This window comes from Sediminibacillus dalangtanensis, from assembly GCF_017792025.1.
GTDB classification, from domain to species: Bacteria; Bacillota; Bacilli; order Bacillales; family Amphibacillaceae; genus Sediminibacillus; species Sediminibacillus dalangtanensis.
This window is the reverse complement of the sequence record NZ_CP046956.1, coordinates 1-26,531: the sequence shown is the minus strand read 5'-3', so window position 1 is coordinate 26,531 and position 26,531 is coordinate 1. Positions and strand designations below refer to the sequence as shown.

The following is a 26,531-nucleotide window of genomic DNA, read 5'->3' as shown; positions in this document are numbered from 1 at the left end:
TCCCTTTGCGATTGACAGACGGGGTTTGTCTCCCGCCTTTCAATCCCGTTATTTTTTACGTTTACGAACGATGAATTTATCTGTCGGCTTGTTACGCTTACGCGTTTTGTAACCAAGCGTAGGTTTGCCCCAAGGAGACATTGGTGATTTACGACCGATAGGTGCACGACCTTCACCACCACCGTGTGGGTGATCGTTAGGGTTCATTACAGAACCACGAACAGTTGGACGGTTGCCTTTCCAGCGAGAACGTCCGGCTTTACCAACATTGATCAATTCGTGCTCGACGTTTCCTACCTGTCCGATTGTAGCACGGCAAGTACCAAGTACTAGACGCACTTCACCAGACACCAAGCGTACCAATACGTATTTATCTTCACGTCCCAGAATTTGTGCTTGAGCTCCTGCAGAACGGGCTAGTTGTCCGCCGCGGCCAGGCTTCAATTCTACGTTATGAATGATAGTACCTACTGGAATGTTTTGCAGTGGAAGCGAGTTTCCGAGCTTGATGTCAGCCTCTGGTCCAGAAATAATTTCAGTACCTACAGTCAGACCTTTAGGTGCAAGGATGTATCGCTTTTCACCGTCAGCATAGTTGATTAATGCAATGTTTGCGGAGCGGTTTGGATCATATTCAACCGTAGCAACGCGTCCTGGTATTCCATCTTTGTCGCGTTTGAAATCAATGATACGATATTGGCGCTTATGGCCGCCGCCCTGATGACGAACTGTTAATCTACCCTGGTTGTTACGACCACCACGTTTGTGGATTGGGCTCAACAGAGATTTTTCCGGCTTGTCGGTTGTGATTTCAGCGAAATCGGATGTTGACATGCCGCGTCTACCATTAGAAGTTGGTTTATACTTTTTAATCGCCATCTTGTTTCCCTCCTTTTTTAATAGGTTTTATTTATACACTTTCAAAGAATTCGAGTTCTTTACTGTCTTCTGTCAATTGCACAACGGCTTTCTTGCGGTTTGGACGGTAACCACCGTAACGACCCATCCGCTTGAATTTACCTTTAAGATTCATTGTGTTGACTTTTTCGACTTTCACATCAAAGATCAACTCAACAGCATCTTTAATCTCTGTTTTGTTTGCTTTGGTGTTCACTTCAAATGTGTATTTCTTTTCTGCCATCAAGTCAGCAGAGTGTTCCGTGATTATCGGGCGCTTAATAATATCTCGTGGGTCCTTCATTATGCAAGCACCTCCCCTGCTTTTTCAGCTGCTTCTTTTGTCAAGATCAGCTTGTCATGCGTAAGCAAGTCAAGTACATTAACTTCGCTCACAGTCAAAACCTTCACATTTGGCAAGTTGTTAGCAGAACGTGCTACAACTTCGTCCTGATCGGCAGTTACAATTAATGCTTTACCATCTACATTAAGAGCAGCAAGAACGTTTACCACTTCTTTTGTTTTTGGCGCATCGAACGCAAGGCTCTCAAGAACAACCAGGCTTTCTTCGTTCACTTTAGTGGAAAGGGCAGATTTAAGCGCCAACCTGCGGACTTTCTTCGGTAGTTTGTAGCTATAGCTGCGTGGTGTAGGGCCGAATACAGTTCCGCCGCCTACCCATTGCGGAGAGCGGATGGATCCCTGACGAGCACGTCCTGTACCCTTCTGGCGCCATGGCTTGCGTCCACCACCGCTTACTTCAGAACGATTTTTTACATCGTGTGTTCCTTGGCGTAAAGAAGCGCGTTGCATAACAACAGCTTCATGTAAAACGTGTGTGTTTGGTTCAATTCCAAAAACGGCATCATTAAGTTCTAAATCGCCGACTTGTGACCCGCCTTGGTTATAAAGTGCTACTTTAGGCATGACATATCCTCCCTTCGTTTATGATTAGTTAGCCTTAACTGCACTCGTGATTTTAACGAATGATTTTTTCGCTCCTGGTACGTTACCTTTTACAAGGATCAGGTTGCGTTCAGCGTCAACTTTCACTACTTCAAGGTTTTGAAGTGTTACTTGTTCTCCGCCCATTTGTCCAGGAAGTTTTTTACCTTTAAAAACGTGCATTGGGTCGATAGCACCCATGGTACCTGGTCTTCTGTGGTAACGGGAACCGTGAGTCATCGGTCCGCGGGATTGATTGTGGCGCTTGATTGCACCTTGGAATCCTTTTCCTTTAGAAGTTCCAGTCACGTCAATCTTGTCTCCAGTTTGAAAAATCTCAACACTAACCTCTTGGCCTACTTCATAGTCGTCAAGGTTAGCATCACGGATTTCACGAATGAAGCGCTTAGCTGTTGTGTTCGCTTTTTCAGCATGCCCTTTTGCCGGCTTGTTCGCCTTTGTTTCTTTTTGATCAGCTACACCCAATTGAATTGCTTCGTATCCGTCATTCTCAAGGGTTCTCTTTTGAAGAACAACGTTCGGGTCAGCTTGAATGACAGTTACAGGAGTCAATTCTCCTTCTTCACTGAAAAGTTGTGTCATGCCGATTTTTCGACCTAAGATTCCTTTCGCCATCCGTCACACCTCCTAATATCTTTGATTTCTTTATAATTTAATTTCAATGTCCACGCCAGACGGTAGATCCAGACGCATTAGCGAGTCAACCGTTTGCGGTGTAGGACTTACAATATCGATAAGACGTTTATGTGTGCGCATTTCAAATTGCTCACGAGAATCTTTGTATTTGTGTACAGCACGAAGCACTGTGTACACGGATTTTTCGGTTGGAAGCGGGATTGGTCCGGATACATTAGCTCCAGAACGCTTCGCTGTGTCTACAATCTTCTCGGCAGATTGATCTAAGATACGGTGATCATACGCCTTTAAACGAATTCTAATCTTTTCTTTTGCCATTATTTTCCCTCCTTTTTTCGCCCATTTTGTAATAGACATTCTCCGCGAAAATTCCTTGGCATCCCCGCCATGGCAAAGGGGCCGGGTGTGCCAACAACCTTCCGCATCATCGCCTTTTATGACCAACATTACTTATTATATAGAATAATGGCGGTCATTGCAACCTTAAATATGAAGAAAGGAACCATTCAAAAAAACAATGTGAAAAGTTCGGTATTTTCTGGCTATCAATGCTTGCGTTATCCTTCGATTCCTAGCATATCAAGTAGCCAAGCACACCCCTTCTCTTTTTGAAAAGTTTCTATAAGGCGCATTTTCAACGGCACTTCCCGTATTATACAGGAGTTCCACCCTCGTTTTCAAGGCTTTATTCATGGTTTTTAGTGGTAAATCATTGAAAATGCTTCGAAAGTTTCCTGGCCGATGATTTTTATAGGAAGTTGCTCCAGAAAAGAGATGAGGACGGCCATCTCGATGCATCATCCTGAAATATGATAAGCGGCATAGACATAATAGACTGTATATAAAAAACAGATGATGGAACAGGAAGGATCATTTATCACTCGCTGATTGGATGTTTGTTTTTGCACAGCTTAAGAATGCAATTAGAGCAGTCATGATGGAGGCTCTATTACATAAACGAGATCAACTTTCAACTGCACGAGTTTCCCTATACCATTCTGAAATTCGAAAGAGTGCTAATCACAACAGTTGCTAACTATAGATTCTCTACAGGAAATGAAACCAGCCTTATATTCAAGAGGTAGAAGCCATTAGCATAGGAGTGTTCCAACCAAACGGAGGCAAGGTCGTAGACTGCGGGATGAGCGCGAGCTTAAGATACACTTTGGTAAAGCGGTCAATTCTACCAAGTTAGCTGAAGCCGTGCCCGCGGAAAGCGTAGTACCTTGCCGGAGTGGAGTATTTACACCATTCATTCCAAAAAGGAAGTCAGAAGTTTTATTTATTTGCTAGGTTAAAATGACAGCTTATATGAAATAAATACCGAACGGATTCGAATGCTTAGGATTTCAGATCATCACTCGGCTTTTACTTTGCCACTATACGTTTGTCTTAACATCGTTATATCCTTAAAAAGAACAAAAGCGCAAGCGCCTGTTTAAAGGAGTACAGGCTAGAGCCGCCACGTCCTGTGGCAACGCCTGCATGACCCACATCGTTTGGGCCTCCGACAAGCTTAAGAACAGCCTCGGCGTGGCGCTTTTTGCCACACAGAGGGTGGGCTTAAGACCTCGAGGGGGTAGGCGCTGGAGCTGGATGTGGCTGTTTCAGCCAATAACGATCCACAGTCATTGAAATTTATAATTTCCTAGACAGTGAAAAAGCAGACAGCTTTATAGCTGTCTGCTTCATTTCTAGCATCGCTCTAACTTATTCTTGGATAGAAGCAACAACGCCAGCGCCTACTGTACGGCCGCCTTCACGGATGGAGAATTTCGTTCCGTCCTCGATAGCGATTGGAGAAATAAGTTCTACACTCATTTCTACGTTATCGCCAGGCATAACCATTTCAACGCCTTCTGGAAGTGTGATAACACCAGTTACGTCAGTTGTACGGAAGTAGAACTGTGGACGGTAGTTACCGAAGAACGGAGTATGACGTCCACCCTCTTCTTTAGAAAGAACATAAACTTCTGCTTTAAATTTAGTATGTGGAGTGATAGAACCAGGCTTAGCAAGAACTTGGCCACGGTTGATATCGTCACGTGCCACACCACGAAGTAGAGCACCAATGTTGTCCCCTGCTTCTGCATAGTCAAGAAGCTTACGGAACATTTCAACACCAGTTACAGTAGTTTTAGCTGCTTCTTCAGCAAGACCGATAACTTCAACTTCGTCACCGACTTTAACTTGTCCGCGCTCAACACGGCCAGTAGCAACTGTACCACGACCAGTGATAGAGAATACGTCCTCAACTGGCATCATGAATGGTTTCTCAGTGTCACGGTCTGGTCTAGGGATATACTCATCAACAGCATCCATAAGTTCGAAGATTTTGTTTGCATACTCTTCGTCACCTTCTAGAGCTTTAAGAGCTGATCCTTTGATTACTGGTACATCGTCACCAGGGAAGTCATACTCAGAAAGTAGATCGCGAACTTCCATTTCTACTAACTCAAGAAGTTCTTCATCGTCTACCATGTCTGTTTTGTTCAAGAATACAACGATTGCCGGTACACCAACCTGGCGGGAAAGAAGGATATGCTCACGAGTTTGTGGCATAGGACCGTCAGCTGCAGATACTACAAGAATAGCACCGTCCATTTGCGCAGCACCAGTGATCATATTTTTAACATAGTCAGCGTGACCTGGGCAGTCAACGTGAGCATAGTGACGGTTTTCAGTTTCGTACTCAACGTGAGAAGTTGCGATAGTGATTCCGCGTTCTTTCTCTTCTGGAGCACCGTCAATTTGGTCGTATGCCATTGCAGTACCAGAACCAGAACGGCTGTGCAATACTGTAGTAATAGCAGCAGTCAAAGTAGTTTTACCGTGGTCAACGTGACCGATAGTACCAATATTAACGTGGTCTTTGGAGCGATCGAATTTTTCTTTACCCATTTATATTTCCTCCTTTAAGTAAGTAAAAGTGTTGATTTTATAATCAATGTATTTGCCGCTTAGAAACAACTTGGAGAGTCGTTTCTAAGCTTACAATACAAGTTATACGCGATGAACAGAAAAAAATCAATTATTCACCAGCATTTTTCTTAATAATTTCTTCGGAAATGCTCTTCGGTACTTCTTCATAGTGGTCAAAGTGCATTGTATATTGACCTCTTCCTTGGGTGTTGGATCGAAGAGCCGTTGCATAACCGAACATCTCAGAAAGTGGTACGAAAGCATTTACGACTTGTGTATTACCACGAGCGCCCATACCTTCTACACGTCCGCGACGGGATGTTACGTCACCCATAATGTCTCCCATATATTCTTCCGGAATGGTGACTTCGACTTTCATCATCGGTTCCAGAATTACTGGTTGACACTTGTTTTTAGCAGCCTTAAGCGCCATCGATGCAGCTACTTTAAAGGCCATCTCGTTGGAGTCGACGTCATGGTAGCTTCCATCGAACAAGGTCGCTTTGACGTCAATCAATGGATATCCTGCCAATACTCCGTTTTCCATAGATTCCTTGATACCAGCTTCTACAGAAGGGATGTATTCACGAGGAACTGTACCACCAACAATTTTATTTTCAAATTCAAAGCCGGCACCTTCTTCGTTTGGCTCAAACTTAACCCAAACGTGTCCGTATTGGCCTCTACCACCGGACTGTCTTACAAACTTACCTTCTACTTCAGCGGAAGCACGGAAAGTTTCACGATAAGCAACCTGTGGAGCACCAACATTAGCTTCAACTTTGAATTCACGCTTCAGACGGTCAACAATGATATCCAGGTGAAGTTCACCCATACCGGAAATGATTGTTTGACCTGTCTCCGTGTTTGTTTCTGTTCGGAAAGTAGGATCCTCTTCAGCCAGCTTGCCAAGCGCTACAGCCATTTTGTCCTGGTCTGCTTTTGTCTTTGGCTCGATGGCAACATCGATAACCGGCTCAGGGAATTCCATGGATTCCAGGATTACTAGTGATTTCTCATCACAAAGCGTATCCCCTGTTCCTGTATCCTTCAGTCCGACAGCACCAGCGATATCGCCGGCATAAACAGTTGAAATTTCTTCACGGGAGTTGGCGTGCATTTGCAGGATACGTCCTACACGTTCACGCTTATCCTTCGTCGAGTTTCGTACATAGGAACCGGAGTTCAATGTACCGGAATATACACGGAAGAAAGTCAGTTTTCCGACATAAGGGTCGGTTGCAACCTTAAATGCCAATGCCGAGAATGGTTCGTTGTCATCGGATTTGCGGACGACTTTTTCTTCTGTCTGTGGTACATGACCTTCGATTGGAGGTACGTCAATTGGTGACGGCAGGTAGTCGATGACACCGTCAATCAGCAATTGCACACCTTTGTTTTTAAAGGCAGAACCACAAAAAACAGGGTAGAACTCAACGCTTAACGTTGCAGCACGGACAGCAGATCTCAATTCTTCATTAGAGATTTCTTCGCCTTCCAAGTACTTCATCATAAGTTCCTCGTCCAGTTCTGCTACTGCTTCAACTAAATTGGTACGATATTCTTCAGCCTGTTCTTTATATTCATCCGGTATTGGACGTGCTTCTGCACGGGTACCCAAATCATCCATGTAGTAATATGCTTCCATGGAGATCAAGTCGATAATCCCTTCGAAATTATCTTCAGCACCAATCGGCAATTGAACTGGGTGAGCATTTGCTCCCAGACGGTCGCCTAGTGTTCCAACGGAGTAAAGGAAGTCTGCACCCACTTTATCCATTTTGTTTACAAATACAATACGAGGAACACCATATGTTGTAGCCTGACGCCAAACAGTTTCAGTCTGTGGTTCCACACCAGATTGAGCATCTAGAACTGCAACAGAACCATCAAGTACACGCAGGGAACGTTCTACTTCCACTGTGAAGTCCACGTGACCCGGTGTATCGATGATGTTGATACGGTGACCTTTCCATTGAGCGGTTGTCGCGGCAGACGTAATGGTAATACCACGCTCTTGTTCCTGCTCCATCCAGTCCATTTGAGAAGCGCCCTCGTGGGTTTCGCCGATTTTATGGATACGTCCTGTGTAGAAAAGAATACGCTCGGTAGCAGTGGTTTTACCAGCATCGATGTGAGCCATGATACCGATATTACGAGTCTTTTCCAAGGAGAATTCTCTAGCCATGCATCTTTCTCCTTCCTGATATAATGTTTAGTTTTTAGATTACCAGCGGTAATGGGCGAATGCTTTGTTAGCTTCAGCCATTTTGTGCATGTCTTCGCGTTTCTTGACAGCTGCACCTGTATTGTTGGAAGCATCAAGGATTTCATTCGCTAGGCGTTCTTCCATTGTTTTCTCTCCGCGAAGGCGGGAGTAGTTAACAATGTAGCGAAGACCCAGCGCCTGACGACGTTCAGGGCGTACCTCTACAGGTACTTGGTAGTTAGAACCCCCTACACGACGTGCGCGTACTTCAAGCACTGGCATTACATTTTTCATTGCTTGTTCAAAAACTTCCATAGCGTCTTGGCCACTGCGTTCTTGAACAAGTTCAAATGCTCTATAAAGAATCTTTTGAGCTTTCCCCCGTTGTCCATCAATCATGATCTGGTTGATCAAACGAGTAACAAGCTTCGAATTGTGTAACGGATCTGGCAATACATCACGTTTTGCTACTGGTCCTTTACGTGGCATATGATTTCCTCCTTTCTGTTTATCTATTTAAGAATGAGCAACTGCTGCATTATTTTTTCGGTCTCTTTGTACCATACTTCGAACGTCCTTGCGCACGGCCTTCTACTCCGGCTGTATCAAGTGCACCACGAACAATATGATAACGCACACCCGGTAAGTCTTTTACACGACCTCCGCGAATAAGCACAACACTGTGCTCTTGAAGGTTATGTCCGATACCAGGAATGTAAGCAGTAACTTCAATACCGTTTGTCAAACGTACACGAGCGTATTTACGAAGTGCAGAGTTTGGTTTCTTCGGTGTCAAAGTACCGACACGAGTACATACACCGCGTTTTTGCGGAGAAGATTGATCAGTCAATGCTTTCTTGAAACTGTTGTACCCTTTGTTCAATGCTGGTGAGTCGGATTTTTTTCCTTTGCTCACGCGGCCTTTACGTACTAATTGATTAATTGTAGGCATGTTTTTTCCTCCTTTCATCCTCATTCTGTAATACCACATATCCAGGTGGTTCATTTCAAGGCAAAAAACAAAGTTTTCGCGATTTAACTACGATTCGCCAAAACTTTATTGCTTAATTGCCACAGTCGCTGTACCTACATCTATGCCACATGCTTCGCCGAGCTTTTTCTTCGAATCTACTCTGCTGCATGGGATGCTTAAATCATTTGCAAGACGCGACACTTTCTCTGTTATTTGCAGATCAGCATCATCCGCAATAACTACTTCCCTTACTTCGCCATTTTTCATGGCTTTTAATGTCTGTTTGGTTCCTATGATCAAACCAGTTTTAACCTGTGCCACTTTATCATAAGACATTGGCTATCCTCCAAAGTAACAAGGATAAACGGAAGCACCTCAAATATAGTATCATCCTCGAAATTCAATGTCAACTTAAATTAAAAGGATTTTTATATAGAGGCAGGAAAACAGGCAGATTGTGGAAATCTGCCGTTTCCTGTTTGCTCCCCTGCTATACCTTGTTTTATACAAAGTAATTAATGGGTGATTTCTTCTGCCTGCTGTACATCAACAGGTTCTTCTGCTTCATCTAATTCCGCCTGGATCTTTCTGTATGTCGGCATGCCTGTTCCAGCTGGTACGAGCTTACCGATAATAACATTCTCTTTCAGGCCGAGCAATTCATCGCGTTTCCCTTTAATTGCGGCATCGGTCAGGACACGAGTTGTTTCCTGGAAGGATGCAGCGGATAAGAAGGAGTCTGTTTCAAGGGACGCTTTTGTAATACCTAGAATGACAGGTCGGCCGACTGCCGGCTGCCTACCCTCTAGCAATACGTTTTTGTTGGCGTCTCTGAATTGATGAATCTCAAGCAGTGAACCTGGCAATACATCGGTATCCCCGGCATTGGAGACACGGACCTTGCGGAGCATTTGACGAACCATCACTTCTACGTGTTTATCGCCAATTTCAACCCCTTGCATCCGGTAAACCTTCTGCACTTCTTTTAGCAAGTACTGTTGTACGCCGTCGATGCCTTGAACCTTCAGAAGCTCTTTCGGATCAACAGAACCTTCTGTCAGTTCCTGGCCGGCAATGATTTTATCACCAACAGCTACTTTCAAGCGCGCTCCATATGGAGAAGTGTACGTTCTATTTTCCACTTCACCTTGTACAACGATTTCCTGCTTATCTTTAATCTCATTGATATCCTGGATTGTTCCTTTGATCTCACTGATAACTGCTTGACCTTTCGGATTACGTGCTTCGAAAAGCTCTTGGATACGCGGAAGACCTTGTGTGATATCGTCTCCTGCTACCCCACCGGTATGGAAGGTACGCATTGTCAGCTGTGTACCTGGTTCACCGATAGATTGGGCAGCAATGATGCCGACTGCTTCGCCGACTTCGACTTCGTCTCCGGTAGCAAGGTTTCTTCCGTAACATTTTTTACAAGCTCCATGCTTGGTGTTACAAGTGAAGACAGATCGAATCGTCACTTGTTCAATGCCTGCATCTACAATCTGCTTGGCAGTATCTTCTGTGATGACTTCGTTCTTATTCACTAGCACTTCGTTCGTTTCCGGATGATGGACAACCTGGAATGAAGTTCTTCCAATCAGACGGTCGATCAATGGTTCAATCATTTCTGTGCCTTCTGTAATCGATTGAACGGTCAATCCTTTATCTGTTCCACAGTCTTCTTCCCGAATAATAACATCCTGGGCAACATCAACAAGTCTTCTTGTCAGATAACCAGAGTCAGCTGTTTTCAACGCCGTATCAGCAAGACCTTTACGGGCACCGTGAGTAGAAATAAAGTATTCAAGCACCGTTAAACCTTCACGGAAACTGGATTTGATCGGCAACTCAATGATACGTCCTGCCGGGTTAGCCATCAGTCCGCGCATACCGGCGAGCTGGGTGAAGTTAGAAGCATTACCACGAGCTCCAGAATCACTCATCATGAAAATTGGGTTGCGTGGGTTCAAGGACTTCATCAGCTTGTCTTGAATTGTATCCTTAGCCTGTGACCAGATCGAAATGACACGGTCATAGCGTTCTTCCTCGGTTATTAGACCGCGGCGGAACTGTTTCAATACTTTGTCGACCCTACCCTGGGCTTCATCAAGGATTTCTTCTTTTTCAGCCAACACAACAATATCCGAAACACCGACAGTGATACCGGCTTTTGTTGAATAGCTGAATCCTAAGTCTTTCATGCGGTCAAGCATTTTTGATGTTTCACTGATTTTGAACCGTTTAAACACCTCAGCGATAATGTCGCCAAGTATACCTTTCTTGAACGGAGGAATAATCTCACGCTCGGCAATGATTTCTTTCACATTTGCTCCCTTGTCTATAAAGTACTTCTCTGGTGTACGGAGCTCCAGATTTTCCTGCGTTGGTTCGTTCATATAAGGGAACGAATTAGGAAGCATGTTATTAAAGATCAATTTACCGACTGTGGTGATGATCAACTTACTTCTCTGTTCTTCGCTGAACGTTTCATTGCCTAAAGAAGCAGCACTTACAGCGATTCGTGTATGCAAATGAACATAACCGTTTTGGTAGGCAATCAAGGCTTCGTTAAGATCCCTGAAGATCATGCCTTCGCCTATTGCGTTTTCACGTTCCAGGGTAATGTAATAGTTACCAAGCACCATATCCTGAGAAGGTGTAACGACCGGCTTGCCATCTTTTGGATTTAAAATATTTTGCGCAGCCAGCATCAGAATGCGTGCTTCCGCCTGCGCTTCGGCAGACAACGGAACGTGAACAGCCATCTGGTCACCATCAAAGTCTGCGTTATACGCGGTACATACGAGCGGGTGAAGCCTGATCGCCCTTCCCTCAACCAATGTTGGTTCAAAGGCTTGGATGCCCAATCTGTGCAATGTTGGTGCACGGTTCAATAGTACAGGGTGTTCTTTAATCACTTCTTCAAGAACGTCCCATACTTCCGGGTGCAAACGTTCAATTTTGCGCTTCGCCGATTTTATATTATGGGCGAGCCCTTTTTCGACAAGCTCTTTCATGATGAACGGTTTGAACAATTCCACAGCCATTTCTTTCGGCAGTCCACACTGATACATCTTCAAGTGCGGGCCAACCACGATAACGGAACGGCCGGAATAATCAACACGTTTACCGAGTAAGTTTTGACGGAAACGCCCCTGCTTTCCTTTCAGCATATGGGAAAGCGACTTAAGCGGACGATTTCCCGGACCGGTAACAGGACGGCCGCGGCGGCCATTGTCAATCAATGCATCGACAGCTTCTTGAAGCATGCGCTTCTCATTTTGCACAATGATGCTTGGTGCGCCTAAATCAAGCAGTCGCTTCAACCGATTGTTCCGATTAATCACCCGTCGATACAGGTCATTCAAGTCAGATGTTGCAAAGCGTCCACCATCAAGTTGGACCATCGGACGTAACTCAGGCGGGATAATAGGCAATACATCCAATATCATCCAGGAAGGCTCGTTTCCGGAATTACGGAAAGCTTCCAATACTTCCAGACGCTTGATTGCACGGGTGCGTCTTTGACCTTGTGCTGTTTTCAGTTCTTCCTTCAGTTGATCAACTTCTTTATCCAAATCAATATCTTGAAGAAGTTTACGTATTGCTTCCGCGCCCATTTGGGCCTGGAATGACTGCCCGTACTTATCACGATAAGCACGATATTCCTTCTCAGAAAGCAATTGTTTTTTCTCCAACGCCGTATCTCCAGCGTCAGTGACAATATATGCAGCAAAGTAAATAACTTCTTCCAAAGCCCTTGGGGACATATCCATCACAAGACCCATACGGCTTGGGATTCCTTTAAAATACCAGATGTGAGAAACTGGAGCAGCTAGCTCGATGTGCCCCATTCGCTCACGCCGGACTTTTGCTTTGGTAACTTCGACACCACAGCGGTCACAAACTACGCCTTTATAACGGACACGTTTATATTTACCGCAGTGACACTCCCAGTCTTTCTGAGGACCAAAGATTCTCTCGCAAAACAATCCATCTTTCTCCGGCTTCAGCGTTCGATAATTGATGGTTTCCGGTTTTTTCACTTCACCAAAAGACCAGGACCGAATTTTATCAGGTGAAGCCAAACCTATTTTCATAAATTCGAAATTATTTACATCTAGCAAGGGGCCTACCTCCCTTTTAGTATCCAGGTTTTAACCTAAGCACAGACTGAATGAATAGGAAGTGGATTAGCTTTCTTCCACTTCAATATTCAAGTTGTCTGCGGATTGAGTATCATCTTCTTCAATGTCCCTAAGCTCAATTTCTTCCTCATCTGCGGAAAGCATCTTCACGTCCATGCCAAGACTTTGCAACTCTTTGATTAATACTTTAAATGATTCAGGAATACCTGGTTCCGGAACATTGTCGCCTTTTACAATTGCTTCATACGTTTTAACACGTCCGACCACATCATCTGATTTCACTGTCAGAATTTCCTGCAATGTATAAGCAGCACCATAGGCTTCCAATGCCCATACCTCCATCTCACCGAAACGCTGTCCGCCAAATTGAGCTTTACCACCCAATGGTTGCTGCGTCACTAGCGAATATGGACCAGTAGAGCGGGCGTGGAGTTTATCATCTACCATATGGGCAAGTTTGATCATATACATGACCCCGACAGAAACCCGGTTGTCAAACGGTTCACCAGTACGGCCGTCATAAAGGATTGTCTTCGCATCTCTTGGCATTCCGGCCTCTTCAAGTGTTTCCCAAACGTCTTCTTCCCTGGCACCATCAAATACAGGGGTAGCTACATGAAGGCCAAGCTGTCTAGCTGCCATGCCTAAATGCAATTCCAGTACCTGTCCGATATTCATACGGGAAGGTACCCCCAATGGGTTTAGCATAATATCAATAGGTGTCCCGTCTGGAAGGAATGGCATATCTTCCTCAGGCAAGATTTTTGAAATAACACCTTTGTTACCATGACGCCCGGCCATTTTGTCCCCTTCAGAGATTTTACGCTTCTGAACGATATAAACACGGACAAGCTGGTTTACGCCTGGCGGAAGTTCATCGCCATCTTCCCGGTTGAAGATCTTCACATCAAGCACGATACCGCCGGCACCATGAGGAACGCGCAAGGAAGTATCACGTACTTCACGTGCTTTTTCGCCAAAAATGGCATGAAGCAATCGTTCTTCAGCAGACAATTCGGTTACCCCTTTAGGTGTAACTTTACCTACTAGCAAATCGCCGTCCCCAACTTCTGCACCTACACGGATAATACCCCTTTCATCAAGGTCGCGCAGTGCGTCTTCCCCAACATTCGGGATGTCGCGCGTGATTTCTTCAGGTCCCAGTTTTGTATCGCGTGCTTCTGACTCATACTCTTCAATATGAATAGAAGTATATACATCATCTTTTACCAGACGCTCACTCATGATAATGGCGTCCTCATAGTTGTAACCTTCCCACGTCATGAAGCCAACCAGGACATTCCGTCCAAGGGCAAGTTCTCCATCTTCCATGGAAGGTCCGTCGCCAAGGACTTCTCCTTTGGTGACGTGGTCACCCACGCTTACGATAGGCTTCTGGTTGTAACAAGTACCTTGGTTGGAACGAATGAATTTCTGCAAACGGTAGCGGTCCAAGTCGCCTTCCACTCGTTTTCCATCCACTTCGGAAATACGACGGACATAGATTTCTTTCGCTTCTACCCGCTCGACAACTCCCTCGTGCTTACAGATGACTGCAGCCCCGGAATCTTTTCCGTTAACGTACTCCATTCCAGTTCCGACTCTCGGCGCTTCCGGCTGCATCAACGGAACAGCCTGACGTTGCATGTTTGCACCCATCAAAGCGCGGTTGGAGTCATCGTTTTCCAAGAAAGGGATACATGCCGTTGCGGCAGATACAACCTGTTTTGGAGATACGTCCATATAATCAATCCGATCGCGAGGAACTGCTGTGTTTTCCCCACGGAAACGGGCAATAACTTCTTCATCCGTAAATGACCAGTCTTCATTTAAACGAGCGTTCGCCTGCGCTACTACATAGTTGTCTTCTTCATCGGCGGTAAGGTAATCAATATGTTCTGTTACCCTTCCTGTCTCTAAATCAACGCGACGGTAAGGCGTTTCGATAAAGCCGAACTTATTCACCTTCGCATAAGAAGACAAGGAGTTAATCAGCCCGATGTTCGGACCTTCCGGTGTTTCAATCGGACACATACGGCCATAGTGCGAGTAGTGAACGTCACGAACTTCCATTCCGGCACGTTCCCTGGTTAATCCGCCAGGTCCTAAAGCAGACAGACGGCGTTTATGCGTCAACTCTGCCAACGGGTTCGTTTGATCCATAAACTGTGACAGCTGGGAACTACCAAAGAATTCTTTTATGGAAGCAATAACAGGTCTTATATTGATCAACTGTTGTGGTGTTATGGACGAGGTGTCCTGAATGGACATCCGCTCCCGAACTACACGTTCCATTCGGGATAAACCGATCCGGAATTGATTCTGTAAAAGTTCACCGACAGAACGCAATCTACGGTTTCCAAGGTGATCAATATCATCCGTACCGCCTACTTGATGCAGCAGATTGAAGAAATAACTGATCGCCGCAAGAATATCAGCAGGTGCAATATTTTTCACGCTATCGTCCACATTGCCGTTGCCGATAACATTCAATGTTCTTTCGCCTTCAGGGTCTGTTGGATCAACAATTTTGATCGATTGGACCTTGATTGGATCTTCCAGTACGCCTTCGTGCGGTTCTAGAACCTGATCACCGGTATTTTCTTCTGTTCCCTCTAAATAAGGAAGCAGTTTATCAAGGAGTCTGCGGTCAATGGTATCGCCTTTTTGCGCTAACACCTCTCCTGTTTCCTGATCGACGAGGGTTTCAGCTAGCACTTGGTTAAATAGACGGTTTTTAATGTGAAGTTTTTTGTTCATTTTATAACGACCTACGTGTGCCAGGTCATATCGCTTCGGATCAAAGAAGCGGGAAACCAGCAGACTTTTGGCATTATCGACTGTCGGCGGTTCACCAGGACGCAGCCGTTCATATATTTCAAGCAAAGCTTTTTCGCTGTTTTCCGTGTTGTCTTTTTCCAACGTGTTTTTTAAGTATTCATTATCGCCAAGCAAGTCAATGATCTCTTGATCAGTGCCAAAACCGAGCGCACGCAAAAGAACCGTAATTGGAAGCTTTCTTGTACGGTCGATACGAACATGAACAACGTCCTTGGCATCCGTTTCAAACTCAAGCCAGGCTCCGCGGTTCGGGATTACAGTAGCTGTATAACCCCTTTTTCCGTTTTTGTCATGTTTTTCACTATAGTAAACGCTTGGTGAACGAACTAATTGGGAAACAATCACCCGTTCGGCACCATTGATCACAAAGGTACCAGTATCGGTCATTAACGGGAAGTCTCCCATAAATACTTCCTGCTCTTTCACTTCGCCAGTTTCATTGTTAAGCAACCGGACTTTAACACGAAGAGGAGCGTTATAGGTGACATCTCTTTCTTTCGATTCATCGACAGGATACTTAGGTTCACCCAAGCTGTAATCCACAAATTCTAATGATAAATTCCCTGTGAAGTCTTCAATTGGAGAGATGTCCTGGAACATTTCGCGCAAACCTTCTTCCAAAAACCAATCATAGGAAGCAGTTTGTATCTCGATTAGGTTTGGCAATTCTAGTACTTCACTAATACGTGCATAACTTCTGCGTTGGCGGTGTCGTCCATACTGAACTAGTTGACCTGTCAACTGATTCACCCCTCAAATCAAGAATTAGAAAAAACGCTGCACACCATCAAGCTGTCGGCAAAGAACGAAAAGCAGCCATTACTGCCCAGAAAGCAACAATGCTTATAATATAAGACACTAGCACTTTGCTCAGCTTTAAGGTGAAGCGGTTTTTGCACCATCACACTCCTCTTGTTCAGCAGCGAAACGAGCATTTGGTGATAAGCGCAAAATTGTCCGGTAAACATACCGAACAAACTTGTGAAGCAAAAACCAATCGTTCACAAGATTTTTTATTGAAACATTCGCTGTGAGCGAATGTTGTATCACATTTTCCATCCATCTAACGTTAGATTAGAAACGGGTTTCTGGCATTTTGCCTTTTGCCGCTGGAAAGCATACTGCGACATTTAAAAAAATTTAAATTTTTTTAAAGTGGTAAAACGGCAATGATTCTTCTCTCATTTCTCCTTGAAACAATAGGAAAAATTATCCGATTTCACCATTCTTTCCTTTATCAAAAAAGATTATACGTAAAAAAGTGAAAATAATCCTTGACAAGGGAAGTCGCCTATTGGCATTTTTCAATATTACCACAACAGGAACAGCGAGTCAATAATAAAATTCCTGGCACAAAAGCAGCGGCTACTTATTGCTTTGTTGATTTCAATAAGTAATAACCTTTGTTTTTCACAAGTAATTCGATATTCCCAAATAGTTGTTCCAATTTCTTCTGGGCAGAAGGTGCTCCCTGCTTCTTCTGAATGACAACCGTCAACTCTCCTTGCGGAAGCAGCGCTTTATAGCTTTCTTCAAACATATCGAAAATTACTTTTTTCCCTGCACGGATAGGGGGATTGGTTACTATAGCTGAAAACGTTTCGTTTTGGAAGGACTGGAGACGATCACTAATTTTAAATTCTACGTTTTCCACTTGGTTGTTTATCGCGTTTTTTCTGGCTAAGTCAATCGCCCTTTCATTGATATCACTCATGGTGATATGACGGTGCGGAAAAGCTTTCGCCAATGATAAACCTATCGGTCCGTATCCACAACCCAGATCAAGAAACCCGCCTGCTATCGCTGGTTCCGTAAAGCCTTCAATTAATGTACGGGAGCCGAAGTCTACCTCGTTTCTGGAAAACACTCCGTGATCAGTGGTAAAAGAAAAGTCAAAACCTCTCAGTTTGTAATGCCAGGTTTTCGGATCACTTTCTGATGTTGGCTTTCTTGAATAATAATGCTCAGACATAATGGTAAGCACCTGCTTTTCTTAGTTAAAAATGGGACAGAGGATATAAGGTCGGGCATGGCGTATTCATCAATCCACGCTTTACCGCCCAACCGGTAAGTTTAAATGTTTTACATTTCCCAGAGCAGAAACCCTTTAAAGGTAATAAAAGCCCGCCGATAAAGGCGGGCTTGTTTATTCCTTACTTCAATTCAACAGAAGCGCCTGCTTCTTCAAGCTTAGATTTCATTTCTTCAGCTTCTTCTTTCGCAACGCCTTCTTTGATTGCTCCTGGAGCGTTATCTACAAGGTCTTTTGCATCTTTAAGTCCAAGACCAGTGATCTCACGAACTGCTTTTACAACTTTGATTTTAGAAGATCCGGCACTTTCCAGAACAACATCAAATTCAGTTTGTTCTTCAGCAGCTTCTCCGCCGCCAGCTGCGCCTGCAGCAGCAACTGGTGCAGCAGCAGTTACTCCAAATTCTTCTTCAATAGCTTTTACAAGGTCGTTCAATTCAAGAACTGTCATTTCTTTGATTTGCTCAATAATTTGTTCTTTAGACATGTTTCTTCCTCCTTGGGATAATTAGTTTTATTTAAACGAATCTCATGAGATTTCTTTAAACAAGTGCCAGCTTACGCGCCTTGTTCTTCTTGTTGTTCTGCAACTGCTTTTGTAGCGTAAGCAAAGTTGCGGACAGGTGCTTGAAGTACGCTAAGCAGCATGGAAAGCATACCTTCGTAGTTTGGCAGGTCGGCAAGTTCCTTGATTTGCTCAAGGGATGCAATGCTTCCTTCGATGACGCCAGCTTTGATTTCAAGCGCTTCGTGTTCTTTGGCAAAGTTGTTCAAGATCTTTGCAGGTGCCACTACATCGTCAGTACTGAACGCAATGGCCGTCGGCCCAACCAATGTTTCGTTCAAATCCGCCAGCTCTGCTTCTTCTGCAGCGCGGCGAGTCATCGTGTTTTTGTACACTTTGAAATCGACACCAGCATCGCGAAGTTGTGTACGAAGTTCCGTGACTTCTGCAACGTCAAGGCCGCGGTAATCGACAAGAATTGTTGATTTACTTTCGCGGAACTTGTCGGCGATTTCGGTTACAACTTGTTTTTTGTGCTCAATTGTTTTGGACATTGTTCCACCTCCTATTGACTTTTCATCATACCGTCAGATCCTATGTCAGTACATGAAAAAACCCCCATGCAGACATGGAGGTTTTGTTTTCGATGAAACAATCATACACCGGTGATTGTTTTCTATTCACACACCTCGGCAGGACATTAAGCTTTTCAGCACCTGCTGTCTACGGTACAACGTTTATATTTAGTTACTTTAACTTATGCAACATTGTACATTATAGCTAAACATTCATGACAAGTCAATAGACTTTTTTAGCGAACGAAGCTAGAAACGTCTACTTTGATGCCAGGGCCCATCGTAGAAGCAACAGAAGCGTTACGCATGTAAATGCCTTTAGCCGCTTGTGGCTTTGCTTTCACCAAAGTATCCGTAATTGCTTCAAAGTTCTCGATCAATTTAGCGTCATCAAAGGATACTTTTCCGATCGGCACATGAACGTTGGAGGACTTATCCACGCGGTATTCTACCTTACCAGCTTTGATTTCTTGCACTGCTTTTTCAACTTCAAAAGTCACCGTGCCGGTTTTAGGGTTTGGCATCAAGCCTTTCGGCCCCAATACGCGTCCAAGTTTACCAACTTCAGCCATCATGTCAGGAGTCGCTACAACGACATCAAAGTCAAACCATCCTTGGTTGATTCTGTTGATCAAGTCTTGCTCTCCTACAAAGTCAGCACCCGCGTTTTCAGCTTCTTTGGCTTTATCGCCTTTCGCGAAAACCAAGACGCGCTGTGTTTTACCAGTTCCGTGCGGAAGCACCATTGCACCGCGAAGCTGTTGGTCAGCTTTCTTAGGGTCAACACCCAAACGGAACGCAGCCTCTACTGTTTCATCAAAGTTAGCTTTAGCAGTTTGCTTGATTAGCTCTACTGCTTCTTTTATATCATAAGCTTTTGAACGATCAACAAGTTTCAAAGCCTCTTGTTGCTTTTTGCTTTTTTTAGCCATTATTATTTCCTCCTTGATTGTGGTTTTAACGGTTATACCTCCCACTTTAAAAAGCGGAACGAGCTTCACCGGCTGTCTTCAACAGCCGAGCTCGCTACACGATTGCTTCGGAGGCAATCATGATTTAATCCCTGTCCTACAAAAAGGTTGCGAAAGGCACTTCCGCCATCATCGCAACCTTCTTTACTCAGCAGAGTCGCTGTGGGATTAGTCTTCGATAACGATTCCCATACTACGCGCTGTACCTTCAACCATACGCATAGCCGCTTCCACGTTAGCAGCATTCAGATCAGGCATTTTGGTTTCCGCAATCTCTTTTACTTTGTCGCGCTTGACAGTAGCAACTTTATTACGGTTTGGTTCACCTGATGCCGTTTCGATTCCAGCTGCTTTTTTAAGAAGCACAGCAGCAGGCGGAGTTTTTGTGATAAATGTAAATGAACGGTCCTCAAACACCGTGATTTCTACTGGAATAATCATGCCAGCCTGGTCTTGCGTACGGGCATTGAATTCCTTACAAAATCCCATGATATTTACACCTGCTTGACCCAATGCCGGTCCAACTGGCGGTGCCGGGTTTGCCTTCCCTGCAGGGATTTGAAGTTTAACAACTTTAATAACTTTTTTAGCCACGAGACACACCTCCTTAAAGTCCGTGATGTGGTAATAGGGTCTTCCCCTCCCACTCATCGTATATCTTTATACACCGAGCATAAAGAACATAAAAATTCTAGCATCTTTGCGAACAAAATGCAAGGGGTTGTTTGAATACCTATTCTTCCCAGTTCCTACTTTATGGCCAATGTCGATAGGAAGTGAACACCTTCTACCGTTGCTTTCAGGTATTTTCCACCTGTCTTTGTCCAGCTCCAGCGCCTACCCCCTCGAGGTCTTAAGCCAATCCTCTCTGTGGCAGAAACCGCCACTCCGAGGTTTTGCTTAAGCTTGTCGGGGGTGAACAAGGCGCTTTCGCTTTTCTTCCATCTTACATTATAATTTTTCGATTTGGGAGAATTCTAGTTCTACTGGGGTTTCTCTACCGAACATGTTTACATGTACCTTTACTTTTTGCTTATCGAGATCAATTTGTTCGATGGTACCAGTAAAGTTCGTGAAAGGCCCGTCTGTTACGCGGACACTTTCTTTTTCTTCGAAGTCCACTTCGGTGACCTGTTCTTGCATCCCCATCCGTTTCAGTATGAACTCTGCTTCCTCAGGCAAGAGAGGGATGGGTTTGGAGCCTGCACCGGTCGAGCCTACGAATCCGGTCACTCCCGGGGTATTGCGGACTACGTACCAGGAATCATCTGTCATGATCATTTCCGCCAATACATAACCCGGAAACACTTTCTTTTTAGCTACCTTCTTTTTGCCGTTCTTGATTTCTGTTTCCTCGTCTTCTGGGACAAGCACGCGAAAAATCTTATCTTCCATTCCCATCGATTCCAAACGTTTCTCCAGATTCGTTTTCACTTTGTTTTCGTAGCCAGAATAAGTGTGGACTACATACCAATTTTTTTCCATGATTTCAGGACAATCCCCTTGCCCTTCCCTCCCTTTTCGAATACTGATTATTTTTGCCAATTTAAAAAACCCGCAGTTCACGGGTTTTGCTCGTAAAAGTATGATTAACTATATTATAGCATAAACTACCATTAATTATTCAAACAATAGATTAAGAATTTCCGTAATTCCCAAATCGATAACAGCAAAAAAGACTGCTACAAACGCAACGGTACACACAACAGTAATGGTATAGCTTGTCAGTTCCCGACCTTTTGGCCAGCTCACTTTTTTCATTTCCCTGGAAACATTTTTAAAGAATGTGATAAGTTTCATGCTTTACCCCCAAACTTATGGCCTACAGACCGGCTTTTACTTATTTCGTCTCCCGATGCAGGGTATGAGCTCCACATCTTTTGCAAAACTTGCGAACTTCCAACCGTTCGGCATTCTCTGTTTTATTCTTATCTGTACTGTAGTTTCTGCTTAGGCAGTCCACACAGGCCAGTACTACTTTACGTCTCATTCCATCACCCCGTTTCAGGGTTTTTCACCATACCAATGTAGCATGGGAACAAGAGCCTGTCAACGTTACGTTTATAGACTCAACTCACTGATTTCCAAGTAACGCTCCAGTTTGCGCTTCACCCTCTGAAGGGCATTATCGATCGATTTCACATGCCGTTTCAACTCGACGGAAATTTCTTGGTAAGACCTGCCGTCCAGATAAAGACTGAGCACTTGTTGTTCCAATTCGCTTAACAATTCTGACATTTTATATTCCATGTCCCCGAATTTCTCACGGTTCACAATCAACTCTTGAGGGTCGACGGCCTTAGATCCGGCAATCACATCCATGAGTGTCCTGTCTGACTCTTCATCATAAATAGGCTTGTCCAGTGAAACATAAGAATTTAATGGGATATGCTTTTGCCTGGTGGCTGTTTTGATTGCAGTGATAATTTGGCGGGTTATACATAGTTCGGCAAATGCTTTAAAAGAAGAAAGCTTATCTCCTTTGTAGTCCCGAATTGCCTTATAGAGACCAATCATGCCTTCCTGTACTATATCCTCCCGGTCTGCTCCGATTAAAAAGTAGGTCCGGGCTTTTGCCCTAACAAAGTTTCTGTACTTCGTAATCAAATAGTCCAAGGCATAAGTTTGGCCCTGATGAACCAATTCAATCAACTCATCGTCTTCAAGTTTCTCATAGCCTAATTCCTGATCGTCTGTCTCCGTGTGTGTGATGGTCACCCAGGATTCCCCCCGACTATACTGCCGTGAATATAGCAATATTATACAGTAAGCGTTTCACTATCGTCAATAACAGGTGTCGACTAATGTCCTCCCCTTCGCCATTTTTCGAACACTTCCAATATATCTTTTTTGATCGGAATCTTGGAGGAGGATTGGATATTTCGATAAGATTCTAAATCTTCCTCTATCTCTTTCTCTATATTCTTCATTTCAATATATAGCTCTCGAGCGGACTTGCGGAGCGCCCCCTGAGCAAAGATGGTACGTTGTTCTGTGAAATCTGAAGTAGCGACATACACTTGGGTTTTCACGTTTTTCAATTGTTTGATTAATTTTTCGATACATTCATCAGCCGTCTCTTTTTCTTTCGTAAAAATTACTTCCACCTTGAAATTCTGTTGTTTTTTCGCAAGGCCCTGGACGTAATAAGCGTCAAATACGATGATTACCCTCATTCCTTTGTACGCTTGGTACTCTGCCATATTGGCAATTAAAAGATCACGAGCCTGAGCCAGGTCATGATCTTTTAATTTCTTTAATTCATCCCAGGCACCGATGATGTTGTATCCGTCCACCACTAATACATCCATTGTCATTCACCAAGCGGATTCCGTTTTCTAAAAACTTCATACATAAGCAGTCCCGCAGCAACAGAGGCATTCAACGAGGAAACTTCCCCTTTCATTGACAGCCTTACTGTCCAATCGCACTTATCTTTCACAAGCCTGCTCATTCCTTTCCCTTCGTTGCCGATGACAAGGGCTAACGGCATATCTGCCGACAGTTCCCGATAATCCTCTGAACCATCTGCAGCAGTACCGACCACCCATACGTTTCTTTCCTTTAATTCATCGATCGTGGCTGCGATATTAGTTACTCTGGCGACAGGGATATACTCAATCGCTCCTGCCGAAGTTTTGGCTACTACTGCGGTCAAGCCAACCGATCGGCGTTTCGGAATGATGACCCCGTGTACTCCGACCGCGTCAGCGGTACGGAGAATAGATCCTAAATTATGCGGATCTTCTATTTCATCTAAAATCATAAAGAACGGAGGCTCGTCCTTTTGTTCGGCAGCTTCGAATAAATCCTCCAGGCTGCTGTATGCATACGCAGCGACAGCTGCAGCTACCCCCTGATGATTGCCTTCCACCAGCTGGTCTATCTTTCGCTTTGGCACTTGCTGTACTGTCACGCCATTCTCCTTGGCTAGTGACTGAATTTTATGAAATGCTTGTTTTTGCAACTGGTCTGAAATCAAAATTTTATTGATCGATCGTCCGGATTTCAATGCTTCTGTAACCGGATTTTTGCCAATGATCCATTCTTCAGCCATTATCAATCAACCCCTTTCCTCTACGAATGCGATGGCTTCCGCAACTAATTGTTCCAGCCTTTCTATATTTCCTCCCAAGTATAAATAGCCCAACAGCGCTTCAAAAGCAGTACTATACCGATAGGTTTGTACATCTGTATTTTTCGGCACCGTTCCGGATTTGGCGTTCCTGCCTCTCCGGACGACACCTTCTTCCTCCATAGACAACCGTTCCTTCTCAAGCCAATCAGTAATCACCCTGGCTTGCGACTTAGCGGAGACAAACGCGACTGCAGACCGGTGTAATTGATCTGGCTTTACATTTCCTTTTCTAATAAGATGATGCCTTACATAGATTTCATAAACGGCATCCCCCATATAAGCCAGATTCAGGCTCTTCATTTGTTTTACATCTATTTCCGCCATGTTCATCCCCGCTTCCACCGCGTACCTTGCGGTGTATCCTCGAGAATGATCCCCTGTTCCTTCAGATCATCCCTGATTTGGTCCGCCAACGCGAAATCACGGTCCTTCCTTGCGTCATTCCTTTGCTTGATCAATGCTTCTACTTCTTTATCCAGCAATTCCTCTTCTTGTTTCAACTGAATGCCAAGGACGCCTGTCTGCTGTTCCATCAGTTCCATCAGTCTGTTGATGACCCGTTCGGAAGTTTGCTTAGACTGCAAATAAACATTGGCATCTTTTGCTATATCGAACAATACAGCTATTGCATTGGCCGTATTGAAATCGTCGTCCATCTCCTTCACGAATCTTCTTTGATAACCCTCCGCTTTTTCCAGCCATTCTTCCTCGTTTCCGTCAAGATTAGTACTGGACTGTTTGCGGTGCTCCAGATTTAAATAGGCATTTTTAATCCGGTCCAAACTGTTTTTAGCACTTTCCAGTAATGCCTCGCTGAAATTGATCGGGTTCCTGTAGTGGACGCTCAACATGAAGAATCGTACTACCTGTGGATCATGCTGTTCTATCAAGTCATGAGCCAGAACAAAGTTCCCCATCGATTTGGACATTTTTTCATTATTTATATTGATATAACCATTATGCATCCAATAGTTCGCAAACTGTTTATCATTTCCAGCTTCCGATTGGGCTACTTCGTTCTCGTGATGCGGAAAAGTTAAATCCTGGCCTCCGGCATGAATGTCAATGGTGTCACCTAGGTATTTTTTCGCCATGGCCGAGCACTCTATATGCCATCCCGGACGGCCTTTTCCCCAGGGAGAATCCCATGAGATTTCATCTGCCTTGGCTTGTTTCCACAAAGCGAAATCCAGTGGATCATCTTTTTTCTCTCCTATCTGAATTCTGGCTCCAGAACGAAGCTCGTCGATCGATTGATGGGATAGTTTTCCATAATTGTCAAAGGAGCGGGTGCGGAAATACACATCACCGTCCGCTTCATATGCGTGCCCTTTTTCTATCAGCAAGGAGATAAATTCAATGATTTCCTCCATGCTTTCTGTTACGCGGGGATGATGGTCAGCTTGTTTTACCCCCAGAGCACCGACATCTTCCTTATAAGCATTGATAAACCGCTGCGATATATCCGGCACTTCTTCCCCAAGTTCATTTGCCGCTTTGATTATTTTGTCGTCGACATCCGTAAAATTCAATACATAGTTGACCGCATATCCGCGATATTCCAAATACCTTCTTACCGTATCGAATACGATCGCAGGGCGTGCATTCCCTATATGAATATAGTTATAGACAGTTGGACCGCAGACATACATTCTTAACCTTTCCTTCTTCTATGGTTTCGAAGGGTTCCTTTTGCCGGGTCAATGTATTATAAAGTTGTATTGTCATGACTCTTCACTCCTTTTAACTTATCCAATTCTTTCCGCAAAGGCTTTTATTTCAGCATCCATCTCTTTCATTACCTCCGAAAGGGGATCAGGCAGCTTATGATGATCAAGATCTTTTCGTACACGTTCTCCGTTTGAATGACCACTCGTCCGGGAATTCCAACTACTGTTGAGTGGTCAGGAACATCATGGAGGACCACCGATCCAGCCCTACTTTAGAGCTCTCACCAATCACAATCGAACCGAGCACTTTTGCTCCGGTTGCGATTAAAGCATTATTTTTAATCGTTGGGTGTCTTTTTCCCTTCTCTTTTCCAGTGCCCCTAAGGTGACTCCCTGGAAGATGGTAACGTTATCCCCGATTTCACATGTTTCCCCGATTACCACACCCATTCCGTGGTCAATAAAAATCTTTTTCCTATTTTTGCCCCAGGGTGAATTTCAATCCCTGTCAAGAAACGGCTGAATTGTGAAAATTACCCGGGCAATAAAATAAAACTTCTTATTATAAAAAGCGTGAGCAACCCGATGTGCCCAGATTGCATGTAACCCTGCGTACGTTAAAATAACCTCAAAATAAGTACGGGCAGCCGGGTCCTGGTCAAACACGACTAGAATATCTTCTTTCAGCATTCTGAAAAAACCCACGTAAGACCGCCTCCCTTCCTTGTTGTCATCCCTGATTCCCAAATCGTCAAAAATGGAAAAGCTTCATTCCTTACCTAACAAAAAAGCGTCTCTGTGTATAGATACACAGAGACGCTTAAGCGCGGTTCCACTCTGTTTGGGAAAAAATCCCCCAACTCAAGTTCCTGGTTAACGGCAGGCAGCCGCCTTACCTACTCGTTTCAATAAGGGACTCAGAGGTGCATTTCAAAAACGGATGCTTAAAATCACTTTCAGCCGGTGGTGATTCTCTCTTTCTAAGCCTGCCGCTTTTTACTTCTCCTCTTCAACGCTCGATTTTTTGTAGTATTACTATATTACAAAA

Annotated in this window: 24 protein-coding genes, 2 pseudogenes and 2 other annotated features; all 26 genes and pseudogenes read right to left on the bottom strand. The window is 44.3% G+C overall.

From position 1 onward, the window contains the following. Positions 1-48: 48 nt before the first annotated feature. The 26 genes and pseudogenes from rplB to cysE all read right to left on the bottom strand — a co-directional run bounded on the left by rplB (position 49) and on the right by cysE (position 26,173). On the bottom strand, positions 49-879 hold the full coding sequence (gene rplB / locus ERJ70_RS00130) for a 50S ribosomal protein L2 (RefSeq protein ID WP_209366428.1): 831 nt from the start codon (positions 877-879) through the stop codon (positions 49-51). Between the two features lie 31 nt (positions 880-910). After that, positions 911-1,201, bottom strand: coding sequence for a 50S ribosomal protein L23 (gene rplW / locus ERJ70_RS00125; protein WP_026569046.1), 291 nt, complete (start codon positions 1,199-1,201; stop codon positions 911-913). Next, positions 1,201-1,824, bottom strand: coding sequence for a 50S ribosomal protein L4 (rplD, locus tag ERJ70_RS00120; RefSeq protein ID WP_209366427.1), 624 nt, complete (start codon positions 1,822-1,824; stop codon positions 1,201-1,203). Before rplD ends, rplW begins: the two co-directional genes overlap by 1 nt. A gap of 24 nt (positions 1,825-1,848) precedes the next feature. After that, positions 1,849-2,478 carry a 50S ribosomal protein L3 gene (gene rplC, locus ERJ70_RS00115; RefSeq protein WP_026569044.1) on the bottom strand — a complete coding sequence of 210 codons (630 nt, stop codon included), beginning with the start codon at positions 2,476-2,478 and terminating at the stop codon, positions 1,849-1,851. Between the two features lie 30 nt (positions 2,479-2,508). Beyond that, the gene (rpsJ, locus tag ERJ70_RS00110; protein WP_026569043.1) at positions 2,509-2,817 is read right to left on the bottom strand and encodes a 30S ribosomal protein S10; all 309 of its coding nucleotides are present in this window, start codon (positions 2,815-2,817) and stop codon (positions 2,509-2,511) included. A 1,392-nt stretch (positions 2,818-4,209) separates the two neighbouring features. Continuing rightward, entirely contained in the window at positions 4,210-5,400 is a 1,191-nt protein-coding gene (gene tuf, locus ERJ70_RS00105; RefSeq protein ID WP_026569042.1) for an elongation factor Tu, read from the bottom strand. A gap of 130 nt (positions 5,401-5,530) precedes the next feature. Continuing rightward, entirely contained in the window at positions 5,531-7,609 is a 2,079-nt protein-coding gene (fusA, locus tag ERJ70_RS00100) for an elongation factor G (protein ID WP_209366426.1), read from the bottom strand. A 39-nt stretch (positions 7,610-7,648) separates the two neighbouring features. After that, positions 7,649-8,119 carry a 30S ribosomal protein S7 gene (gene rpsG / locus ERJ70_RS00095; protein ID WP_209366425.1) on the bottom strand — a complete coding sequence of 157 codons (471 nt, stop codon included), beginning with the start codon at positions 8,117-8,119 and terminating at the stop codon, positions 7,649-7,651. Positions 8,120-8,168: 49 nt separating this feature from the next. Beyond that, entirely contained in the window at positions 8,169-8,582 is a 414-nt protein-coding gene (rpsL, locus tag ERJ70_RS00090; RefSeq protein ID WP_209366424.1) for a 30S ribosomal protein S12, read from the bottom strand. Positions 8,583-8,687: 105 nt separating this feature from the next. Beyond that, positions 8,688-8,939, bottom strand: coding sequence for a 50S ribosomal protein L7ae-like protein (locus tag ERJ70_RS00085; RefSeq protein ID WP_026771005.1), 252 nt, complete (start codon positions 8,937-8,939; stop codon positions 8,688-8,690). Between the two features lie 179 nt (positions 8,940-9,118). Then, positions 9,119-12,730 carry a DNA-directed RNA polymerase subunit beta' gene (gene rpoC / locus ERJ70_RS00080; protein WP_209366423.1) on the bottom strand — a complete coding sequence of 1,204 codons (3,612 nt, stop codon included), beginning with the start codon at positions 12,728-12,730 and terminating at the stop codon, positions 9,119-9,121. A 66-nt stretch (positions 12,731-12,796) separates the two neighbouring features. Next, the gene (rpoB, locus tag ERJ70_RS00075; RefSeq protein ID WP_209366422.1) at positions 12,797-16,333 is read right to left on the bottom strand and encodes a DNA-directed RNA polymerase subunit beta; all 3,537 of its coding nucleotides are present in this window, start codon (positions 16,331-16,333) and stop codon (positions 12,797-12,799) included. A 628-nt stretch (positions 16,334-16,961) separates the two neighbouring features. Continuing rightward, positions 16,962-17,564: a class I SAM-dependent methyltransferase gene (locus ERJ70_RS00070; RefSeq protein ID WP_209366421.1), complete on the bottom strand. Its 603-nt coding sequence runs from the start codon at positions 17,562-17,564 to the stop codon at positions 16,962-16,964. A gap of 181 nt (positions 17,565-17,745) precedes the next feature. Then, a complete protein-coding gene (gene rplL / locus ERJ70_RS00065) occupies positions 17,746-18,111 on the bottom strand; it encodes a 50S ribosomal protein L7/L12 (protein ID WP_209366420.1) in 366 nt (121 codons plus the stop codon). A 71-nt stretch (positions 18,112-18,182) separates the two neighbouring features. Next, positions 18,183-18,683 carry a 50S ribosomal protein L10 gene (gene rplJ, locus ERJ70_RS00060; protein ID WP_209366419.1) on the bottom strand — a complete coding sequence of 167 codons (501 nt, stop codon included), beginning with the start codon at positions 18,681-18,683 and terminating at the stop codon, positions 18,183-18,185. A 45-nt stretch (positions 18,684-18,728) separates the two neighbouring features. Next, positions 18,729-18,876, bottom strand: a sequence feature (ribosomal protein L10 leader region). A 64-nt stretch (positions 18,877-18,940) separates the two neighbouring features. Then, positions 18,941-19,636, bottom strand: a complete 696-nt coding sequence (rplA, locus tag ERJ70_RS00055) for a 50S ribosomal protein L1 (protein ID WP_209366418.1) — start codon at positions 19,634-19,636, stop codon at positions 18,941-18,943. A gap of 207 nt (positions 19,637-19,843) precedes the next feature. After that, positions 19,844-20,269, bottom strand: a complete 426-nt coding sequence (rplK, locus tag ERJ70_RS00050; RefSeq protein WP_026569033.1) for a 50S ribosomal protein L11 — start codon at positions 20,267-20,269, stop codon at positions 19,844-19,846. A 357-nt stretch (positions 20,270-20,626) separates the two neighbouring features. Next, complete coding sequence (nusG, locus tag ERJ70_RS00045) at positions 20,627-21,160, bottom strand: transcription termination/antitermination protein NusG (RefSeq protein ID WP_026569032.1); 534 nt, start codon at positions 21,158-21,160, stop codon at positions 20,627-20,629. A 135-nt stretch (positions 21,161-21,295) separates the two neighbouring features. After that, on the bottom strand, positions 21,296-21,475 hold the full coding sequence (secE, locus tag ERJ70_RS00040) for a preprotein translocase subunit SecE (RefSeq protein ID WP_074601230.1): 180 nt from the start codon (positions 21,473-21,475) through the stop codon (positions 21,296-21,298). A gap of 40 nt (positions 21,476-21,515) precedes the next feature. Beyond that, entirely contained in the window at positions 21,516-21,665 is a 150-nt protein-coding gene (rpmG, locus tag ERJ70_RS00035) for a 50S ribosomal protein L33 (RefSeq protein ID WP_074601229.1), read from the bottom strand. A 71-nt stretch (positions 21,666-21,736) separates the two neighbouring features. Then, positions 21,737-22,393 carry an RNA polymerase sporulation sigma factor SigH gene (gene sigH / locus ERJ70_RS00030; RefSeq protein WP_026569030.1) on the bottom strand — a complete coding sequence of 219 codons (657 nt, stop codon included), beginning with the start codon at positions 22,391-22,393 and terminating at the stop codon, positions 21,737-21,739. 83 nt (positions 22,394-22,476) lie between these two features. After that, a complete protein-coding gene (locus ERJ70_RS00025) occupies positions 22,477-22,986 on the bottom strand; it encodes an NYN domain-containing protein (protein WP_209366417.1) in 510 nt (169 codons plus the stop codon). 2 nt (positions 22,987-22,988) lie between these two features. Continuing rightward, entirely contained in the window at positions 22,989-23,732 is a 744-nt protein-coding gene (rlmB, locus tag ERJ70_RS00020; protein ID WP_209366416.1) for a 23S rRNA (guanosine(2251)-2'-O)-methyltransferase RlmB, read from the bottom strand. 6 nt (positions 23,733-23,738) lie between these two features. Further along, positions 23,739-24,137 carry a Mini-ribonuclease 3 gene (locus tag ERJ70_RS00015; protein ID WP_374099742.1) on the bottom strand — a complete coding sequence of 133 codons (399 nt, stop codon included), beginning with the start codon at positions 24,135-24,137 and terminating at the stop codon, positions 23,739-23,741. Positions 24,138-24,139: 2 nt separating this feature from the next. Beyond that, positions 24,140-25,541: pseudogene (gene cysS / locus ERJ70_RS00010) on the bottom strand (cysteine--tRNA ligase). A gap of 20 nt (positions 25,542-25,561) precedes the next feature. Then, positions 25,562-26,173: pseudogene (cysE, locus tag ERJ70_RS00005) on the bottom strand (serine O-acetyltransferase). A 119-nt stretch (positions 26,174-26,292) separates the two neighbouring features. Further along, positions 26,293-26,505 (bottom strand) — a binding site (T-box leader). Positions 26,506-26,531: the final 26 nt, after the last annotated feature.